Origin of the sequence: Burkholderia mayonis (genome assembly GCF_001523745.2) — a bacterium.
Lineage (GTDB): Bacteria > Pseudomonadota > Gammaproteobacteria > Burkholderiales > Burkholderiaceae > Burkholderia > Burkholderia mayonis.
Genome location: NZ_CP013387.1, coordinates 264,960 through 284,310, shown reverse-complemented (window position 1 = coordinate 284,310; position 19,351 = coordinate 264,960). Strand labels below are relative to the sequence as shown.

Here is a 19,351-nt window from a genome sequence, read left to right as displayed (position 1 = left end):
AAACGGGCGGCGGCGTACACGTCGACGGGGTGTCTTTGCGTTCAGGGTTTCGCATCACAACCGACTCGAGATCTTCATTCATGTCCGACCTTCATACGAGCCTCGCCCCCGATCCAGCCGTCGAAGCCGGTTGCATCGCGCTCGACGGCGCATCGCTGCGCGGCGAGCTTGCCGCCGATCTGTCCGTCGATCCCGAACGGCTGGACGCCGACGCCAACCTGCTGCAACTGGGCCTCGACTCGATGCGCCTGATGGCCTGGCTGAACCGGCTGCGTTCGCGCGGCCACACGCTGACGCTGCGCGAGCTGTACCGCGAGCCGACGCTCGCCGGCTGGCTCGCGCTGATGCGGCGCAGCCCCGCGCGCGTCGCCGAGCGGCCCGCCGCGCCGCGGGCATGGCCGACGATGCGCGACGGCGAAGCGTTCGCGCTCACGCCCGTCCAGCACGCGTATCTCGTCGGTCGCTCCGCGCAGCAGCCGCTCGGCGGCGTCGGCTGCCATCTGTATCAGGAGTTCGACGGCGCGGGACTCACGCCGGACAGGCTCGAATCCGCCGTCCGCGCGCTGATCGCCCGCCATCCGATGCTGAGCGTCGCGTTCCGCGCGGACGGCCGCCAGCAATGGCGTGCGGGTTCGAGCTGGCCCGGCGTCGCCGTGCACGATTTGCGCGCCTGCGGCGATGCGGAACGCGAGCACGCGCTCGCCGCATTGCGCGAACGCCTCGGCCATCGCGTGCTCGACGTCGAGCACGGCGAGACGTTCGACTTCCAGTTGTCGCTGCTTCCCGGCGGGCGGCATCGTCTGCACGTCGACCTCGATCTGCTCGTGCTCGACGCGGCGAGCTTCACGCTGGTGTTCGACGAGCTCGCGGCGCTCGCCGGCGGCCGCGCGTTGCCGGCCATCGGCAGCGGTTACGACTTTCGCAGCTACGTCGCGCATCTGCAGCACGACAGCGCGGCCGCGCGCGAAACGGCGCAGCATTACTGGCGCGCGAAGCTGCCCGAACTGCCGGCCGCGCCGCGTCTGCCGCTCGCCCAGGAGCCCGAGCGCGTCGCGCCGGTGCGCTTCAGCCGCCGCCGCGCGGCGCTCGGCGAGGCCGACTGGCGCGCGTTCAAGACGCAGGCGAGCGCGTGCGGCGTCACGCCGACGATGGCGCTCGCGACGTGCTTCGGCGCGGTGCTCGCGCGCTGGAGCGGCGAGCCGCGCCTGCTGCTGAACCTGACGCTGTTCGATCGACAGCCGCTCGATCCGGCGGTCGAGCGGATGATCGCCGACTTCACGAACATCCTGCTGATCGATCTCGCCGCCGAAGGCGCGCCGTTCGACGCGCTCGCGCGCGCGAACCAGGCGACGTTCGCCGACGCATACGAGCATCGCCACTGGTCGGGCGTCGAGCTGCTGCGCGAGCTGCGCAAGGAACAACGTCATCCGCACGGCGCGCCCGTCGTGTTCACGAGCAATCTCGGCCGCCCGCTGTACGGCCGCGACACCGCCGCCGCGCTCGGCGAGCCCGCGTGGGGCATCTCGCAAACGCCGCAAGTATGGATCGACCATCTCGCGTTCGAACACGGCGCGTCGGTATGGCTGCAGTGGGACAGCGTCGACGCGCTCTTTCCGGCAAGCCTCGTCGATGCGCTGTTCGATGCGTACGTCGCGCTCGTGCGGCATCTCGTGCGTGACGCCGGCGCCTGGCGCAAGCCGCTGCCCGATCCGATGCCCGACGCGCAGCGCGCGGTCCGCGCGCGCATCAACGACACCGCCCGGCCGGTGCCGGACGGTTGCCTGCACGACGGCTTCTTCCACGCGGCCGGGCGCGCGCCCGACGCCGTCGCGCTGATCCATCGCGACGCGCGAATCAGCTACGCGACGCTCGCCGAACAGGCGCGCCGCTGCGCGGGCGCGCTCGCGGCGCGCGGCGTGGGAGCGGGCGACACCGTCGCCGTCAGCATGTCGAAGGGCATCGGGCAGATCGTCGCGGTGCTCGGCGTGCTGCACGCGGGCGCGGTCTACGTCCCCGTGCCGCTCGACCAGCCGGAAGAACGCCGCCGCAAGATCTACGACGACGCGCGCGTGAAGCGGGTGCTCGTCTGCCGCGACGATCCGGCGGCGATCGCGGCGCCGGACGATCCGGCGCGCTATCTCGCGTGGCAGGACGCCGTCGCGGCCGACGCGCTGCGCGATCCCGTCGCGGTCGATCCGCGCACGCCGGCGTACGTGATCTACACGTCCGGCTCGACCGGCACGCCGAAGGGCGTCGTGATCTCGCATCGCGGCGCGCTCAACACGTGCGCGGAGCTGAACCGGCGCTACCGCGTCGGCTCCGATGATCGCGTGCTCGCGCTGTCCGCGCTGCACTTCGATCTGTCGGTCTACGACATCTTCGGCGTGCTCGCGGCGGGCGGCGCGCTCGTGCTGGTCGACGAAGCGCAGCGGCGCGATCCGGCCGTCTGGTGCGAACTGCTCGACCGCCATCGCGTGACCATATGGAACAGCGTGCCCGCGCTGTTCGACATGCTCGTCACGTACGCCGAAGGCTTCGAGCTGCGCGCGCCGTCGACGCTGCGCGTCGCGATGTTGTCCGGCGACTGGATCGGTCTGGATCTGCCTGCGCGCTACCGCGCGTTTCGCGCGGACGGCGAGCTCGTCGCCATGGGCGGCGCGACCGAGGCGTCGATCTGGTCGAACGCTTACGATGTCGGCGACGTGCCGCCGCCCTGGCGCTCGATCCCTTATGGCTATCCGCTCGCGAACCAGCGCTATCGCGTCGTCGACGAGCAGGGCCGCGATTGCCCGGACTGGGTGCCGGGCGAACTGTGGATCGGCGGCGAAGGCGTCGCGCTCGGCTACTTCAACGACGCCGAACGCACCGCGCGGCAATTCGTCGACGACGCGAGCAGCCGCTGGTATCGAACAGGCGATCACGGCTGCTACTGGCCCGACGGCACACTCGAGTTTCTCGGCCGGCGCGACAAGCAGGTGAAGATCGGCGGCTACCGGATCGAGCTCGGCGAGATCGACGCGGCGCTCAATCGCATCGACGGCGTCAAGACCGGCATCGCGCTCGCGGTCGGCGAACGCGACAAATCGCTTGCGGCGTTCGTCGTGCCATCGGGCGACGCGCTGTTCGACGAACGGCGCGCGGATCCGGCATGGCCGTCCGACTTTCGCGCGCTGTTCGCGCCCATGGGCGATTGCGGCGCCGCTCGGGAAGCCGATCCGGATGCGGATGCGGACGCACACGCCGGCCGCGCCGTCGACGCCATCGACGCCGTCGACGCCATCGACGCCATCGACGCCATCGACGCCATCGGCAACGCGAGCGCAATCGCGGACGCCAGCCGCGATGTCGATGCCGATGCCGATGCCTACACCATCGCGAAGTCCGACGCGGCTATCGAACGTCTCATCGCCGATTTCCTGCACGACCATCTGCAACGCGAGGGCGTGACCTTCGACGCGCCGCTCGACGTCGACGCGGCGCTCGCGCGTTATCGCGCGCAGCCGGCGTGGCGTGCGCTGTTCGCGCGCTGGCTCGCGCTGCTGGCCGCGCACGGCCGCCTCGTCGAACAGGACGGCGCGTATCGCCGCGGCCCGCGCTACGACCACGCGCGCCGCCGGCCGCGCGCCGACGACCCGCTCTTCACGACCGCCGACGCGTTGCTCACTCACCACGACGCGCTCGGCGCGATCCTGCGCGGGCTGCGCCCGGCGCACACGCTGCTCGACCATCCGTTCTGGTCGCCGGAATCGCTGCTGCTGCGCAGCGACGGCGCCGGGCAAGCGATCGATGCGCTCGCCGCCGCGGTCGCGGCGCTATCCCGCTCGCTGGGGCGGCCCGCACGGCTCGTCGAGATCGGCGCGCGCAGCGGCCTGTGCGGCGAAGCGCTGCTGCGCCGCCTCGACGCGCAACGGCTGATCTACACGGCCATCGACGCGTCGCAGGACATGGTGCTGCGCGCGCAGGCGCGCCTCGCCGCGTTCCCACATGCGCAAGCGCGGCGCGCGGCCCCCGCGTCGCTGAACGATCTCGCGCACGGCGCTGACGTGATCTGGGCCAACAACGCGCTGCACCGCCTCGGCGATGCGGCGCTCGACGAACTCGTCGAGCTGGCCGCGCCGTCGGCGCTCATCTATGTGACCGAGCTGCGCGATGCGTCGGCGCTCGCGCTCGTCAGCGCCGACCTGCTCGCGGGCGGCGCCGCCGCGCAGCACAGCCTGCGCCGCGCGGAAGACTGGCGACGCGCATTCGACGATCGCGCGCTTGCATGCGAGCAGTCGGACGACGTCGGCGCGCACCGGCGCTTCGTGCTACGAGCGCCCGCCATCGTGCGCACGCCCGATCCGCGAAAGCTGGGCGCAGCGCTCGCCGCGCACCTGCCGTCCTACATGCTGCCGCAGCGCCTCTACTTCATCGACGCCCTGCCGCTCACCGCGAACGGCAAGATCGACCACAAGGCGCTGCTGGCCCGCTGCGCGCCCGCTGCCGCTGTCGCCGATGCCGATGCCGATGCCGACACCGAGCGGCAAGCGCCGCAGGGCGACGCCGAAACGGCCGTCGCCGCGCTGTGGCGACGCCTGCTGCAAGTCGATGCGGTGCATCGGCACAGCCACTTCCTGCAGCTCGGCGGCGACAGCCTGCTCGCGACGCGCCTGATCGGCGAACTCGATCGGGCGGGCTACACGGCGCGGCTCGGCGATCTGTTCGACTACCCGACGCTCGCCGCCTTCGCCGCGACGCTGCGCCCGCGCATCGAGCCGGCAGCGGACGCACTGCGGCCCGACGCCGCGTCGCGCTTCCAGCCGTTCCCGCTCACCGACGTCCAGCAGGCGTATCTCGTCGGCCGCCAGGCCGGCTTCGCGCTGGGCGGCGTCGGCTCGCACTTCTTCGTCGAATTCGAAGTCGAGCGGCTCGACGTCGTGCGTTTCGAAGCGGCGTGGAACCGCCTGATCGCGCGCCACGACATGCTGCGCGCGGTCGTCCGCGACGGCCGGCAGCAGGTGCTCGCCGAAGCGCCGCCGTTCGCGTTGACGCGCCATCGCGTCGCGAGCCTCGACGGTCCCGACGCCGCCGCGCTGCGCGAGCGGCTCGCGCATCAGGTCCTCGATCCCGCGCGCTGGCCCGTGTTCGACGTGCAAGCGGCCGAAGACGGCGGCGAGCGCAGCCGGCTCTACGTGTGTCTCGACAATCTGATGCTCGACGGTCTCAGCATGCAGATCCTGCTCGCCGAGCTCGAACAGCTGTATGTCGCGCCCGATCGCGCGCTGCCGCCGCTCGACATCGGCTTTCGCGATTACGTGACGCACGTCGCCGGCCGGCGCGCCAGCGAAGCGTCGCTCGCCTACTGGCAGCGCCGGCTCGACGGCCTGCCCTCCGCGCCGCAACTGCCGCTTCGCCGCACGCCCGCGGAAATCGGGACGCCGCGCTTCGTGCGGCTGTCGGCGCGCCTGTCGCGCGCGCAATGGCACGCGCTGAAGGCGAGCGCCGGCGCGGCGAGCCTGACGCCGTCGGCCCTGCTGCTCGCCGCGTATTCGGCCGTGCTGTCCGCGTGGAGCGCGCAGCGCGAGCTGTGCGTGAACCTGACGCTGTTCGATCGGCAGCCGGTGCATCCGCAGATCGAGCAGGTGCTCGGCGACTTCACGTCGCTGCTGTTGCTCGCGTGGCAGCCCGCGAATGACTGGCTCGCGAGCGCGCAGCGGCTGCAACAGCGGCTGTGGCAAGACCTCGCGCACCGCGACGTGTCGGCGCTCTGGGTGATGCGCCAGCTCGCGCAGCGGCACGGCCGGGCCGCCGCCGAAATGCCGGTCGTGTTCACGAGCGCGCTCGGCTTCGATCACGACCGCTTCCTCGCCCACGCGTCGTGGCTCGAACCGCGCTCGGGCATCTCGCAGACGCCGCAGGTATGGCTCGATCACCAGGTCTACGAATCGGAAGGCGAGCTGCGCTTCAACTGGGATGCGGTCGAAGCGCTGTTCGAGCCCGACCGGTTGCGCGCGATGTTCGATCAGTACGTCGCGCTGCTGCAGCGGCTCGCGACCGACGCATCGGCGTGGCGGCTGCCGCTCGACGTCCTCGTGCCGCGTGTCGGCCAGGCCGGCGCGCGGTCGATGCGCGACGCGCGCGCCGTCGGCTCCGCCACCGCCGCGCCTGCGGCGCCGATCACCGCGCTTCGCGACGACGCACCGGTCGACGCCGCGCTCGTCGGCCGGCTGCGCCAGCATTTCGAACAGACGCTCGGCCTGCCGATCGCCGCGCGACAGAGCTTCTTCGAAGCCGGCGCGTCGTCGCTCGAACTCGTTCAATGGCACGTCAAACTTCGGCACGCGGGCTACGCGTCGCTCGCGGTGACGGATCTCTTCACGCATGCGTCGCCGCACGCGCTCGCCGCGCATCTCGGCGGCGCGCACGCGCCGGCCCAGGCCGACGACGCGAACCGGCGCACGCTCCTCGACCAACGCAGAGCGAAGCTGCAGCGCCGGCGAGGAGCCGCCGCATGAAGCGCTATCTGCCGTACTGGTCGTACTACGCGCACCAGGGCATGGTCAGCGCGCTGACGATGCAGGGCGTCGTCGGCTACTTCCGGCACGCGGGCGCCGACCTCGCTCAGTTGAGCTGGCTGTCGCTCGCGATGCTGCCCTGGGTCGGCAAATTCCTGTGGGCGCCGTGGTGCGAGCGTCACGCGCTGCCGCTGCGCGGCAACCGCTATCAGGGCAGCCTCGCGCTGCTGCAACTCGGCATGGCGGCCCTCATCGCGTGCATCGGCTTGCTGCCGCCGGCGCACGCGGCGGGCGCGATCGTCGTGTCGCTGACACTGCTGTCGCTGCTGTCCGCGAGCCACGGCATCTACGCGAACGGCATCGCGATCTGCACGACCGACGCCCGCAGCCGCCCGTTCGCGAACGTCGCGCAAGTCGGCGGCAGCTATCTGGGGATTCCGCTCGGTTCGTTCGTGTTCCTCGCGATCGCCGAGCGCGCCGGCTGGCGCTGCGGCTTCGCGGGCATCGCCGCGCTGTCGCTGCTGCTGCTAATTCCGTCGCTGCTGATCCGCCAGCCGATGCAGGCCGCGCCCGTCGGCTCGGCGCGCCCGCGCCTGCACTGGCGCGATCTGCGCGGGATCGGGCCCGCGCTCGCGCTGACCGCGATCTACCTCGTCGCGATGCGCGGGCTGATGGCGCTGCAGACCGTGCTGCTCGTCGATGCGGGGCTCGGCCTGAGCGCGCTCGGCGAAGTCGTCACGATCTACAGCACGGTCGCGAGCGGCGTCGGCATCGCGCTCGGTGGCTGGGCCATGCGCCGTTTCGGCGCGTGGCGGTGCGTGCTGCCCGTCATGCTGTCGTTCCCGCTGCTCGCGGGCGTGCTCGCCATCGGCTATCCCCGCTTCGGCATACGCGAATGGACGCTCGCGTTCGGCTTCGTCAACGTCGCGGCGGCGATCGGCTTCGTCACGCTCTACAACGTGCTGATGGGACTCACCCGCCCTCACCAGCCGGCATCCGACTACGCGCTGTTCCAGTCGACCGACATGGCCGTCGCCATGCTGATGTCGATGGCCGTCCTGCGCGTCAGTCACGCCGTCGGCTATCGCCCGGTGCTCGCTTTGCTCGCCGCGCTGGCCGTCGCGAGCCTGTGGCCCGCGATCCGGCTGTGCCGCCGGCTCGCGCGGCCGGCCACGCCCGCGCCTTCTCCCGCCGCCCACGAACCCTCTCTCGAAACCAGTCATGGATAAAGCCACCTCGTCCGCTCGCCCGGCCGCGGACCTCGACGCGCTGCTCGCGACGCATTACCCGAACGGCGAGCCGATCGCCGTGATCGGCCACGCATGCCGCTTTCCGGAAGCGGACGACAGCGACGCGTTCTGGCGCAATCTGCTCGCCGGCGCCGAATGCAGCCGCCGCTTCACGCGGCAGGCGTTGCTCGACGCGGGCCTCGACGCCGCGACGATCGACGCGCCGAACTTCGTCAACGTCGGCACCGTCGTGCGCGACGCCGACGCGTTCGACGCCGCGCTGTTCGGCTATTCCCGTCAGGAAGCCGAATCGATCGACCCGCAGCAGCGCCTCTTCCTGCAGATCGTCTGGCACGCGCTCGAGCACGCGGGCTACGCGCCGCGCGACGTTCCGCACCGCACCGGCGTGTTCGGGTCCGCGCGCATCAGCACGTATCCGGGCAGGGAGCCGCTGCGGATCGCCGAAGTCGCGCAGGTCAAGGGCCTGCAGTCGCTGATGGGCAACGACAAGGACTATGTCGCGACGCGCGTCGCGTACAAGCTGAACCTGCGCGGCCCGGCGCTCGCCGTGCAGACCGCGTGCTCGAGCTCGCTCGTCGCGACGCACCTGGCTTGCGAAAGCCTGCGCGCCGGCGAATGCGACATGGCCGTCGCGGGCGGCGCGGCCGTATCGTTTCCGCAGCACGCGGGCTATCTGCATCAGCCGGGCATGATCTTCTCGCCGGACGGCCGCTGCCGGCCGTTCGACGCCGACGCGCAAGGCACGTTCGCCGGCAACGGCGTCGGCGCGGTCGTGCTGCGGCGGCTCGGCGACGCGCTGCGCGACGGCGACCCCGTCATCGCGGTGCTGCTCGGCAGCGCGATCAACAACGACGGCGACCGCAAGGTCGGCTACACCGCGCCGTCGGCGGCCGGACAGCGCGACGCGATCCGCGACGCGCTGATGCTCGCGGGCGTCGACAGCACGCAGATCGGCCTCGTCGAGGCGCACGGCACCGGCACGCCGCTCGGCGATCCGATCGAGCTCGAAGCGCTGCGCGGCGTCTTTCATCGGGCGGGCGAAGGACCGCGCTGCGCGCTCGGCTCGGTCAAGAGCAACATCGGGCACCTCGATACGGCGGCCGGCATCGCGAGCCTGCTGAAAGCCGTGCTCGCCGTCGAGCGGCGCGCGATTCCGCCGAGCCTGCACTTCCGCAAGCCGAATCCGGCGCTCGGCCTCGACGACAGCCCGTTTTACGTGCCCACCGAAGCGCAGCCCTGGGACGACGCATCGCGCGTCGCGGGCGTGTCGTCGTTCGGCATCGGCGGCACGAACTGCCATGTGGTCGTCGCGTCGCTGCCGGACGCGTTGCGCGCGGCGGTTGGCGGCGACGACCGTGCGCAGCCGGACGCGGGCGCGGCGCTGCTGCTGAGCGCGGCGAGCGAGCCCGCGCTGCAACGCCTCGCGCGCGGCTACGCGGACGCGCTGCAGCATGCGAGCGCGCGCGACTTGCTCCATACCGCGCTGCGCGGACGGCAGCTCGACCTGCCGCACCGGCTCGCGGTGCCGTTCTGCGAAGAAACCGTCGCGGCACTCGACGCGTTCGCGCTGGGCGAAGACGATGCGCTCGTCCATCGCGGCAGCGGCGAAGCCGGACAAATGGCCTGGCTTTTCACGGGCCAGGGCTCGCACTGGCCCGGCATGGGACAGGCGCTCTATCGGCAATCGCCCGCGTTCGCCGCGTGTCTCGACCGCTGCTTCGCGGCCTGCGACGGCGAGCTCGACGTCCCGCTGCGCGACGCGATGTTCGGCGAGCGCGGCGATCTGCTCGAACGGATGGACTACGCGCAACCCGCGATCGTCGCATTCGAACTCGCGATGGCCGCGCACTGGCGCGCACTCGGTCTCGAGCCGCAGATCGTGATCGGTCATTCGGTCGGCGAATACGCGGCCGCGGTCGTCGCCGGACACTACGAGATCGAGCAGGCGATGCCGCTCGTCCGGCTGCGCGGCGCGCTGATGCAGCGCTGCGCGGAGGGCGCGATGCTCGCCGCGTTCGCGTGCGCCGACGAATTGCTGCCGCTCGCCAGGCAAGCGGGCGTCGACGTCGCCGCGCATAACGGCGAGCGTCATCTCGTGTTCTCCGGCCGTCGCGATGCAGTCGACGCGCTCGCCGCCGCGCTCGCCGCGAAAGACATCCGCCACGCGCGGCTTACGGTCCCGGGCGCCGCGCATTCGGCGCTGCTCGATCCGGTGCTCGACGCGTTCGAACGCGCGGCCGCGCAGCTGCATGCGACGCCCGGCCGTGTGCAGCTCGTATCGACGCTGGTCGGCGAGCCGATCGACGCCGATGGGCTCAACGCGCACGGCTACTGGCGCCGGCACATGCGCGAACCGGTCCGTTACGCCGACGCGGTCCGTCACGCGATCGCACAGGGCGCGGGCGTGTTTCTCGAACTCGGGCCCGATGCGCAGCTGACGGGGATCGGCCTGCGCGAGTCGCCTCAACGCGCGCGCTGGATCGCGAGCGCGCGCCGGCAACAGCCCGCGCTCGCGCAAACGCGGCAAGCGACGCTCGAACTCTATGCGGCGGGCGTCGCGCTGCCGTGGGCGAACGTGCTGCCTTCGTCCGGCCGCAAGCTGCACGCGCCGCGCTATCCGTTCGATGCCGAACGCTATTGGCGCGATGCGCAGCCGGCGGCCGTCACACCGCCCGCGGCGCACGGCGGCGATATCGACCCGGCGCTCGCCGAAGGCCGCCGGGTCGCGGCCGCAGCCGCCGCATCGCTCGATCTGCCGCGCCTGCAACGACTCTACGACTGTGTCACGCAGTTGCATGCGATCTACGTCGATCGGCTCGTGCGCCGCTGCATCGGCGAGCGCTTCGACGAGGGCGCGACCGCGCTCGACATCCTGCGCGCGGGCCGTCTGCTGCCGCGCCATCGCCAGCTGCTCGTGCGTCTCCTGAATGCATGCGTCGAAGACGGCTACTACCGCCGCGACGACGACCGCTACGCACCCGCGCTCGCGGCGCCCCACGCGGAGCGCGACGCGCTGCTGCAGATCCTGCGCGACTGCTGCGAAGGCTTCGACGTGATCGCCGACACCGTCGCGCGCGCGGGAGACAGCCTGCACGCGATGATGAGCGGCGACATCGAGCCGGTCGCGGTGATCTTCCCGGACAGCGCGTCGAGCGGCGTCGAAGTGCTGTATCAGGAATTCAGCTTCGGGCGCTATTTCAACCAGATCGCCGCGGGCGTCGTCGCGGGGCTGGTCCGCGAGCGGCGGACGAACCGTCGCCGGCACCGCCCGTTCCGGATTCTCGAAGTCGGCGGCGGCACCGGCGGCACGACCGCGTGGCTGCTGCCGGAACTCGACGGCGAGCCGAACGTCCGCTACGACTTCACCGACATCTCGCCGATTTTCACGCGGCGCGCCGAGCAGAAATTCGCCGCTCACGAATGCGTCGACTATCGCGTGTTCGATCTGCAAAAAGACGCGCAAGCGCAAGGCTTCGAAGCGGGCGCATACGACCTGATCGTCGCGGCCAACGTGATCCACGCGACGCAGCACGTCGGCCGCGCGCTCGCGAACCTCGCGCCGCTGCTGAAGCCGGGCGGCCGTCTGCTGATGCGCGAGATCACGCGGCCGATGCGCCTCTTCGATTTCGTATTCGGCCCGCTCGTGTTGCCGCTGCACGACGAGGACGCGCGCGGCGGCGAGCTGTTCCTGTCGACCGCGCGCTGGAAGGAACAATGCGTCGCGGCGGGCTTCGAGCGCATCGACTGGCTGCCGGACGACGGCGCGCCGACGTCGGGCATCAGCGAGCACATCGTGCTCGCGTCCGCGCCGGGCCGCTCGGCGGGCGTCGCGCCGTGGCTCGCCGACGACGCCGATCCGCTGCTCGGTCAGCCGCTCACCGACGACGGCGTGTATCTCGCCGACTGGTCCGATTGCGCGGGCCGGCGCGAGGCTTGGCAGCAACGGCTCGCGCGCGGCGGCGCGGAACTGGCGGGCCGCCACGGCGGCGGCCAGACGGCGCCGACGATTCGCGCGCCCGAGCGCGCGCCGGCGTGGCTGACGCTCGTGCGCCTGCGCTGGTGCGCCAGTCCGTTCGGCGCGGCGCGGATCGCGCTCGACGCGCGCGACGAATCCGGCGCGTGGCGGCCGCTCGACGCCGACTCCCCCGAAGACGGCCTGCCCGCGCCGCTGCCTGCGCGCGATACGCATTACGGCTGGCAGTGGCGGCCCGTGTCCGATGCGTCGCCGGATGCGAACGGCATCGCGTTGCACGCCGAGTCGGCGTCGTTCGCCGACGCGCTGCGCGACGCGGGCATGCCGATCGCGCCGCACGCGGATCGCCGATTGTTCATCCTCGATCCGGATGAGAAGCCGCTACAGGCGATCGCGTCGGCATTGCTCGCCGCGCTGTCCGAAGCAAGCCGCGCGCCGCTCGTCGTGGTGACCCGCGGCGCATGGAAGGTCCACGCCGACGATTTCGTCGACGCCGCGCATCGCGCCGCCTGGGGGCTGCTGCGCGTCGCGGCCGCCGAACGGCCGGACCGCGTGCTCGCCGCGATCGACCTGCATCCGGCCGCCGCGTGGCGCGATCTGCTGCCGGCGCTCGATGCGCTCGGCAGCGGCGCTCGCTGGCTCGCGGTCCGCGACGGCCGCGCGCACGCGCCATCGCTCGCGGCGGAACCCTACGTCGCGCCCGCGCTGCCCGCCGGCGCGCTCGCCGGCGAACGCTGGCACGTCGTCACCGGCGCGTTCGGCGGTCTCGGCCGGCTGAGCGTGCGCTGGCTCGCGCGCCACGGCGCGCGCCGCATCGCGCTCGTCGCGCCTCGCGCGCATGACGACTGGTCTGCGTTCCAGCATGAAGTCGAAGCGCACCATGCATGCGAATTGCGCTGGGTGCGCTGCGACGTCGCCGAGCCCGCGCAGTTGACGGCGGCGCTGCAAGCGCTGCACGCGGATGGCGGCGTCGCGGGCGCGATCCATGCGGCCGGCGTCCTCGACGACGCGCCGCTCGCCACGCTCGACGCCGAACGCATCGCACCCGTGCTCGCTGTGAAGGCCGACGCGGCGCGCGTGCTGCGCGACTGGCTCGGCGCACACGACGCGCGCTATCTGCTCTTCTATTCGTCGGCGGCCGCCGCGCTCGGCGCGCCGGGACAAGGCGCGCACGCGTTCGCGAGCGCCTATCTCGACGGGCTCGCCGAAGCGCGCGCAAGCGGCGAAACACCGGCGGTGATCTCCATCGCGTGGGGCGCGTGGAGCGAAGCCGGACGCGCTGCCGAGCCCGCATTGCAACACAAGCTCGCGGAAAGCGGGATGGGCGCGCTGTCGAGCGCGGAAGGCCTGTGGCATCTAGAACAGGCCGTGATGCGCGGCGCGCCATACCGGCTCGCGATGCGCGTGCTGCGCGAGCGGCTCGACGCCGGCCGCCGCGCGCTGTTCGACGCCGACATCAACGCCGGCGCCGATACGCCATCCGCCCGGCTCGCGCGCTCGCCGGCGGCGGCCTCCCGCGCCGCTTCGGCGTCAGCGGCAGCCGCTATGGCACCCGCCGCCGCACGCCCCGATCCGCGCGATGCCGATGCCGTCTGCCAATGGTTGACGGCGCGCATCGCCGCGCAGCTGAAGCTCGACGATCTCGCTCAACTCACGCCGAAACGCGATCTGCTGAAGCTCGGCCTCGATTCGCTGCTGTTCCTCGAATTGCGGAGCGCCGTCGAATCACAGCTCGGCGTCAAGCTCGACGCCGAGCGCGCGTATCGCGACATGACGGTCGCCGGAATCGGCCGGCTGATCGTCGAATCCGCGCCCGCCGACGCCAGCGCGCCCGCTTCGGACGCCGGCGCGCTCATCCACGATCCCGCGAACCGCTTCGAGCCGTTCCCGTTGACGCCGATCCAGCACGCGTACTGGCTCGGCCGCACCGATCTGATCGCCTACGGCGGCGTCGCGTGTCACGTGCTGTTCGAATGGGACATGCGGCGCGACACGTTCGACCTCGCACGCTTCGAGGCCGCCTGGAACGCGCTCGTCGCGCGTCACGACATGCTGCGGATGATCGTCGATTCGGACGGCCGCCAGCGCATCCTGCGCGACGTGCCCGCCTACCGGCCGCGGCGGCACGACCTGAAGCGCCTCGCCGCCGACGAGCAGGCGCGCGCGCTCGAACACATCCGCGACGAACTGTCGTACCGCGTGCTGCCCGCCGACCGCTGGCCGCTGTTCGAGCTCGTCGTGACCGAGCTCGACGATGCGCGCTACCGGCTCCACATGAACCTCGACCTGCTGCTGTTCGACGTGCAGAGCTTCAAGGTGATGATGGACGACCTCGCGCGCGCCTATCGCGGCGCGACGCTCGAACCGCTGCAGATCACGTTCCGCGACTACGTGCTCGCCGATCAGGCGCGCCGCGACGCGCCCGACTGGCAGGCATCGTGGCGCTACTGGCAGCGCACGCTCCCGCAACTGCCGCCCGCGCCCGCGCTGCCGCTCGACCCCGAACGCGCCGACCGCGCGCGGCCCCGCTTCACCACATATCAGGCGCGCCTCGAACGCGCGGACTGGGACAAGCTCAAACGCGAATGGCAGCGCTGGGGCGCGACGCCGTCGGCCGCGCTGCTCGCGCTCTTCGCGCACACGCTCGAACGCTGGAGCCGGCATCCTGATTTCACGCTGAACCTGACGTTCTTCAACCGGCGTCCCGATCATCCGCAGGTCTCTCAACTGATCGGCGATTTTACGTCGGTGCTGCTGATCGACTTCGCACTGAACGGCGCGCCGACGCTGCGCGACACGATCGAGCGCACGCAGGAGCGGCTCTGGCAGCGCCTTGCGCACAGCCAGGTCAACGGCGTCGAGCTGATGCGCGAGCTGTCGCGCGGCCGCGCGCACGATCCTCGCCGGCCGCTGATGCCGATCGTGTTCACGAGCATGCTGGGGATGTCGCTCGACGGCCTGAGCATCGATCAGGCGATGACGAGCCTGTTCGGCGAGCCGGTCCATGTGTTCACTCAAACGCCGCAGGTCTGGCTCGATCATCAGGTGATGGAAGTCGACGGCGATCTCGTGTTCAGTTGGTACTGCATGGACGACGTGCTCGCGCACGGCGCCGCGCAGGCGATGTTCGACGATTATCGATGCCTGCTGCGCGGAATCGCCGCGCAACCGGAACGGATGACGCAGCCCGGGCTCGCGAAGCTGCGCGACGACGGCGCATGGGTGGATTTCGCGCGTCACCGCTGGCCGCTGCGAGCCGGCGACGCGGGCATGGATCTGCGCGACATCGAAGACCTGCTGCGCGCGCAGGACGGCGTATCCGACGCCGACGCGGCGCTCGCCGAAGACGGTCGCACGCTCGACATCGTCGTGTCGGCCGCCGGCGCGCAGGTCGCGCCGCCGCCCGCGATCGACGCGCCGCTGGCCCTGACGTCTGCGCTGCCGATGCTCGACGCGTCGCAGCTCGCGGAAATCGATGCGACATGGCACTGGCTCGAAGCGCGCGCGCTGCGCGGCATCGCCCGGACGCTGCATCGCCACGGCCTGTTCGCGCAGGCCGGGCAACGCCACGATCTCGACGAAGTGCAGTCGCGCCTGCGCGCGCAACCGCAGTACCGCCGGCTCGCGCGGCAATGGCTGCTCGCGCTGGCCGAGCGCGGCTGGCTGCGCCGCGAAGGCGACGCGTTCGTCGGCGAACGTGCGCTCGATACCGTTCCCGGCCCGGCCGAGGCGCTACCGCAAGCCGGCTGGAGCCGCGCGCTCGGCGCGTATCTGGATACGTGCATCGCACGTCACGATGCGCTGTTCGACGGCACGCAAGCGCCGCTCGCGCTGCTGTTCGACGACGACGATGCGGTCACCCGCGCGCTGTACAGCGACAATCCGGCGATCGACTGCCTGAATCGCGGCGCCGCGCAGATCGCGCGCGCGCTCGGTGAGCGCTCGGGCGGGCTGCGCGTGCTCGAAGTCGGCGCCGGCACCGCCGCGACGACGCGCCACCTCGTGCCGGCGCTCGACGGCCGGCTGCACAGCTACCGCTTCACCGACGTGTCGACGCTGTTCCTCGACGCCGCCCGCGAACGCTTCGCCGGCCACGCGAAGCTCGACTACGCGCGCTTCGACATCAACGCGCCGGTCGATTTCGATACGCATCCGGAAGCAGGCTACGACGTCGTCGTCGCGGTCAACGTGCTGCACGACGCGAGCGACGTCGTGCGGTCGCTGCGCCGCCTCGGGCAATTGCTGAGACCGGGCGGCCGCCTGTTGATGATCGAGGCGACCGAGCGCGACAGCGCGCTGCAGATGGCGAGCATCGGCTTCATCGAAGGCCTGAACGGCTACGACGATTTCCGCACGGCCGACGACAAGCCGATGCTCGATCTGCCGACGTGGCGCGACGCGCTCGGGCAAGCGGGCTTTTCGGTCGAACTCGCGTGGCCGGAGCAGGAATCCAGCCCGCTGCGTCAGCACCTGGTGCTCGCACGCGCGACGCACGTCGGCCGGCTCGATCTCGGGGCGCTCGAACGCGGCCTGCGCGCACGCTGCGGCGACGCGCTGCCGCCGGTGCGCATCCGGCAATGCGAGCGCATCGATCGACATGCGGACCGCCACGCGGCGCAGCGCGACGAAGCGAACGAAGGCGCGCCGAGCCGCGCGGCTCGCGCGTCGCACACGTCGACCGCGGCCGTCGCGCCGCCGCGCGATCCGCAAGCGCAAGCCGCGCTCGAACGCAGCGTCGGCGCGGTGTGGCAGGCGCTGCTGAAGTGCCCGGTCCATCGCGACAGCGATTTCTTCCAATCCGGCGGCGACAGTCTGATCGCGACGCGAATGATCGCGCAGCTCAATCGCGACGGCATGCGCAACGCGAGTCTGCAAGCGCTCTTCGCCGAACCGACGCTCGGCGCGTTCTGCGCGACGCTGAACGCGCCGCCCGCGTCCGAAGCGGCCGTGGCAGCGGATGCGGGCGGCTGCCTGGTGGCGCTCGCCGAAGGGCGCGATCCGGCGCGTGTGTTCATGTTCCACGCGTCCGACGGCGAGCTCGCCGCGTACGTGCCGCTCGCGCGGCATCTGGACTGCCGCGTTCACGGCTTGCGCGCGACGGACGCGACGCTGCCCGACGATCTCGGCGCGCTCGCCGATCGCTACGTGCAAGCCATCCGCGCGTCGCAGCCGCACGGGCCGTATACGTTGATCGGGTGGTCCTATGGCGCGTCCGTCGCCGCCGAGGCCGCGCGCTTGCTGCACGAGCGCGGCGAGACGGTCGAACTCGCGCTGCTCGATCCCGTCTGCCGCGCCGATTTCGATCATGCCGATCGCGCGTCGCTGCTGCGTCTGCTTGCACAAGGGCGCGCCGTCGTGCCGCTGCCCGACGACCTCGAACAGCTCGACGCCGACGAGCAGACCGCGTGCTTCGTCCGCGCCGCGCAAACGGCCGGGCTGCTGCCGGAGCGCACGAGCGCCGCCGATGCGCAGCGCTGGCTGACGCGCATCGGCGACCTGCTCGGCCTGCTCGCGCGCCACCACGCGCCCGCCCCGCTGCCGATCCGCTGTCTGTGGATCGCCGCCGCGCACCGCCCGTCCCGCTGGCGATCGGCCGAACTCGACTGGCAAGGCTGGGACACGCATGCGGAACGCCACACGCTCGACGCAGACCACTGGACGCTCGTGATGGACGACGCACGAGCACAGAACGTCGCCGCCCTGTTCCGGCAGTGGCGCGACAACCCTCGCCGCCCGCAGGAGAAAGTCGCATGAAACCGCTCAACCCGCGCAACAGGCGCGTGCTCGTCGCCGGCGCAAAATTCGGCGAAATCTATCTGAATGCGTTCCTCGCGCCGCAGCCGGGGCTCGAGCTCGCGGGACTCCTCGCGAACGGCAGCCCGCGCGCGCGGCAACTCGCTCACGCGTTCGGCATTCCGCTCTACACGTCGATCGACGACGTGCCCGGCGACATCGACATCGCATGCGTGGTCATCCGCTCGACGGTCGTCGGCGGCGCCGGCACGTCGCTCGCGCAGGCATTTCTCGAACGCGGCGCGCACGTCGTGCAGGAGCATCCGCTGCATCCGGACGACGTCGCCCGCCTGCAGCGGCTCGCCGCGCAACGCGAGCGCGCCTATTGGGTCAACAGCTTCTATGCGCACACGCCGGCCGGCCGCTGCTGGATCGATCGCGCTCGGCGCGTGCGGCGCGCGCTCGGCGGCGAGCACGCGCACTTCGCGCATCTCGCGACGAGCCGACAGTTGCTCTACTCGTCGCTCGATCTGCTGCTGCAGGCGAGCGGCGCCGTCGACGCGACAGTCGACGCCGTGGACGACGACGATCCCGCGTTCCACGCGCTGCGAGTCGGCCTGCCCGGCTGCCGCGCGACGCTGCGTCTGCAGACCTATCTCGATCCCGACGATCCCGATCTGCACAGCCTCGCGATGCATCAGCTCACGCTCGGCTGGCCTTCCGGCTATCTGTCGCTCGACGCGAGCTACGGCCCGGTCGTCTGGACCGCCGCGCTATACGATCCGCAGCATCGCGACGGCAATCGCAGCGCGTACCGGACGACGGGCGCCGAAAGCGCGCATCTCGATCGGCCGCCCGCCCTGCCGCTGCATCCCGCGCCGGCAAGCTGGCGCGACGCGCTCGAAGTCGACGGCCCCGCGGGCGTCGCGCACGTGCTGCACGCGCTGCGCCAGCATCTCGACGGCGCGGCGGCGCCCGCCGCGTTCGATCCCGCCTATCAGCTCACGCTCGCCCGCGTCTGGCAAAAGACACTGCAATGCGCGGGTCCCGCGCGCGAGCGCCGCGTCGCGCCGCCGCCGGCGATCGACCCGCGCACGCTCGTCGACGCCGCGCCCGACGAACAGGTGGCGGCATGAACGAGCGGCGGATGCTGCGCCCGTGGATCATGTCGCCGGAGCCGGCTGCGTGGCGGCTCGTCATGTGCCCGTTCGCGGGCGGCAGCAGCAGTGCATTCCGCGATTGGCGCAACGTCGACGACTTCGGCATCGACGTCTCGCTCGCGATCTATCCGGGCCGCGACCACCGGATGCGCGAGCCGGGCGCGGACGACATCGGCTGGCTCGCCGATCAACTCGCCGACGAGCTGGTCGATGCGCAGGCGCCGCCCGGCAAGCTGATCCTCGCCGGCCACAGCATGGGCGCGCAAGTGGCGTTCGAGACCTGCGAGCGTCTCGAGCGGCGCGGCGCGCCGCCGTTCGCGCTCGTGCTGTCCGGCTGCCACGCGCCGCACCTGAAAGGACGTCGCCTGCTCAGCCATCTCGACGACCGCGCGTTCGTCGATCAGCTCGTCGAGATCGGCGGCAGCGACGCCACCCTGCTGTCCGATCCATCGCTGCTCGCGATCTTCCTGCCGATGCTGCGCGCCGATTTCCGGATCACCGAAGCCTATCGCCGCATGCCGCGCGCCGACCGGCGCCGCATCGACACGCCGACGCTGCTCGTCCACGGCAGCCGCGACATCGAAGCGTCGCGCGAAGAAGTCGCCGCGTGGCGCGACTGGCTGCGTCGCGCGGACGAACCAATCGCGATGCCCGGCGACCACTTCTACGTGACCCGCAGACCGCGCGCCTTTCTGCAACAGATCCTGCGCCGGCTCGAGTCGACCTCCGCGTGTGTATGAC

5 protein-coding genes are annotated in these 19,351 nt (G+C 71.7%); all 5 read left to right on the top strand.

Features of this window, described 5'->3' with window-relative positions; all coding sequences use genetic code 11:
- The first annotated feature begins 80 nt into the window (after positions 1-80).
- From WS70_RS19860 to WS70_RS19840, 5 genes are read left to right on the top strand one after another with little or no spacing between them, the layout of a single operon-like run.
- Positions 81-6,494 (top strand): non-ribosomal peptide synthetase, encoded by a 6,414-nt coding sequence (locus WS70_RS19860; RefSeq protein WP_059598150.1) that lies wholly within the window; start codon positions 81-83, stop codon positions 6,492-6,494.
- Positions 6,491-7,723, top strand: coding sequence for an MFS transporter (locus WS70_RS19855; protein WP_059598149.1), 1,233 nt, complete (start codon positions 6,491-6,493; stop codon positions 7,721-7,723). Before WS70_RS19860 ends, WS70_RS19855 begins: the two co-directional genes overlap by 4 nt.
- Complete coding sequence (locus tag WS70_RS19850; protein ID WP_059598148.1) at positions 7,716-17,471, top strand: type I polyketide synthase; 9,756 nt, start codon at positions 7,716-7,718, stop codon at positions 17,469-17,471. Before WS70_RS19855 ends, WS70_RS19850 begins: the two co-directional genes overlap by 8 nt.
- The gene (locus WS70_RS19845; protein WP_059598147.1) at positions 17,468-18,586 is read left to right on the top strand and encodes a Gfo/Idh/MocA family oxidoreductase; all 1,119 of its coding nucleotides are present in this window, start codon (positions 17,468-17,470) and stop codon (positions 18,584-18,586) included. Before WS70_RS19850 ends, WS70_RS19845 begins: the two co-directional genes overlap by 4 nt.
- Positions 18,583-19,350: a thioesterase II family protein gene (locus tag WS70_RS19840; protein ID WP_059598146.1), complete on the top strand. Its 768-nt coding sequence runs from the start codon at positions 18,583-18,585 to the stop codon at positions 19,348-19,350. The genes WS70_RS19845 and WS70_RS19840 overlap by 4 nt, the downstream gene beginning before the upstream one ends.
- Position 19,351: the final 1 nt, after the last annotated feature.